The sequence below is a fragment of the Thomasclavelia sp. genome (assembly GCF_047249845.1).
In the GTDB taxonomy this organism is placed as follows: Bacteria; Bacillota_I; Bacilli_A; order Erysipelotrichales; family Coprobacillaceae; genus Thomasclavelia.
Genome location: NZ_JBKTWO010000137.1, coordinates 1 through 2,234, shown reverse-complemented (window position 1 = coordinate 2,234; position 2,234 = coordinate 1). Strand labels below are relative to the sequence as shown.

Below are 2,234 nucleotides of genomic sequence, written 5' to 3'. Positions count from 1 at the left end.
TTCAGAAGTGGAACAGTATGCATGATCAAATACAATTCCATTATCCAGAAAATATTGGCGAGCTCCTTTAGCCTGACGAATACCTAAATCAGTAAGTGGAGAATCACTCCAACCTTGCATTCTTTTTAATTCATTAAATAGTGTTTGTCCATGACGCATCATGTATAATGTCTTTTTCATATTGATTCCTCCTTGTTGCACTTATTTTAGTATATATTTTTAAATAACTGAAATACAAATTTAATAATGATGACATAATTTATTACTTATCACATTAATTTTTAACTATTTATGAAATATTTTGTATCATTCTTATAACTTTATGTGTTAATATGAGTTATAAGAAATGTCTAGAAAACATTATAAGGAGATGAATGAAAGGTTATGTTAGATAGAAATATTGAGATATTTATAAAAGTTGCTGAATTTAATAGTTTTACAGTTGCTGCTCAGGTGCTATACATATCACAACCTGCTGTTAGTCATGCTATTAAGCATTTGGAAGATGAATTAAAAGTACAACTATTTTACCGTGATAAAAGAAAAGGCTTAGTTATTACTGATATTGGTAAAAAAATACTATCTCTAGTTAGACAAATGGAAGATATAGATAATCGTATTACTCAAATAGCCTATCAAGAAAACAATCTTATTAGTGGTACTCTAAGAATAGCTTCATTACCATCTTTAACAGCATCATATGTATCTCATACTCTAAAGATGTTTCATCAATTATATCCCAATGTCAAAATTGAAATTAGAGAGGGAACACCTCAAGAAGTAAAAGCAATGGTAGATGGTTATATGGTTGATTTAGCTTTTTCAACATCACCATATGATCAATATGATTATATAACAATAAAAGAGGATCAGATGTTATGTATAAGTCAATCCTCTTCAAAAAGAAAAGTTATTTTATCAAAATTAGATCATACTTTAATTCTTACTAAATCGGCATTTGAAACTGTAATGGATAATACAAAAAATGGAAAGTTTATAGATATGAAAAATGTCATTATTGTGCAAAATTTGGATTCAATGATGAATATGGTCAATGATGGAATAGGTGATGGTATTATTTCTGCACATCCTTTAACTTATATCAAAAAGGAATATACAATAAATGATTTAAAACCTGATATCAATTTTGAAATTGGAGTGTTTACAAATAACCTTAACGAATTAACTCCAGTTGCAAAGGAATTTGTTAGGATACTAAAAGAAAATATAGTGTAAAAGAAATTTTGATAATGGATAATTAAAATGGGAGATTTCAAATATTGTTGAGTGAATGAGCAATATAAGAAGTCTCTTTTTGATTATTATTTAAAAGTATAAATAAAAGAAATTAAGTTGATATTTTTAATATGACATAACTAAAACATAATGATGTTATGATAAAAAATGTATTTTACTTATGAATAATTCTATAATATATTATAATCGAAATAAAATGATAAGGAGTGATTGTTTATGACAGTTTTAACGACTTTGTTTCCTGTTTTCTTTATGTTATTACTAGGATTAGTATCGCATATAAAGGGATGGGTAACGGTAAATCAAAAAAATGGTGCAAATAGCATTATCTTTAAAATTCTTTTTCCGGTTCTTGTTTTTAATTTAATGGCAAATGCGAACATTGAATTGAGTCATATATCGATTATTTTATATGTATATATAGCTTATTTAGTGATTTTGGTTATAGGTAAATTTATAACACAGCATATCACTAAAAAATATCAAAAATTTGATCCTTATTTGCTAACGGTTGTTGAGGGCGGGAATGTTGCACTACCTTTATATTTATCTATTGTTGGTCAATCAAGTACTACAGTGATTTTTGATTTGGGTGGGATTATGATTTGTTTTATAACGATTCCAATATTAATTGCCAAGGAAGTATCAGCCGGTTCATCTTATAAAGATATTATAAAAAGTATCTTTACTAATACTTTCGTTATTGCGGTTATTTTAGGATTATTTATGAATTTTACTGGTTTATATGAATTATTATTAGCATCATCGTTTGGTGATATGATTTCAACAACAATAAATCAAGTGACAGCACCAATTATTCCAATGATTTTATTTATTTTAGGATATGATTTAAATATTGATAGTCATAATTTAAAACCTGTTTTGCGATTAATTGCTGTTAAGTTTGTCTATTATGCATTTGTTATACTTGGATTCTTTGTATTATTTCCAGAGTTAATGGCAGATAAGTCCTTTAT

At 26.7% G+C, this 2,234-nt stretch carries 3 protein-coding genes; 2 read left to right on the top strand and 1 reads right to left on the bottom strand.

Annotation, left to right across the window (positions count from 1 at the left end):
- On the bottom strand, positions 1-180 hold a 180-nt coding region (locus tag ACLR9T_RS14030), incomplete at its 3' end, for a phosphoglycerate mutase family protein (RefSeq protein WP_413110102.1).
- Between the two features lie 204 nt (positions 181-384).
- On the opposite strand from ACLR9T_RS14030, the gene ACLR9T_RS14025 reads away from it, so the two are divergent.
- Positions 385-1,236: a LysR family transcriptional regulator gene (locus ACLR9T_RS14025; RefSeq protein WP_413110101.1), complete on the top strand. Its 852-nt coding sequence runs from the start codon at positions 385-387 to the stop codon at positions 1,234-1,236.
- A gap of 237 nt (positions 1,237-1,473) precedes the next feature.
- Positions 1,474-2,234, top strand: a 761-nt coding sequence (locus ACLR9T_RS14020; RefSeq protein ID WP_413110100.1) for an AEC family transporter, incomplete at its 3' end; no start/stop codon positions are given.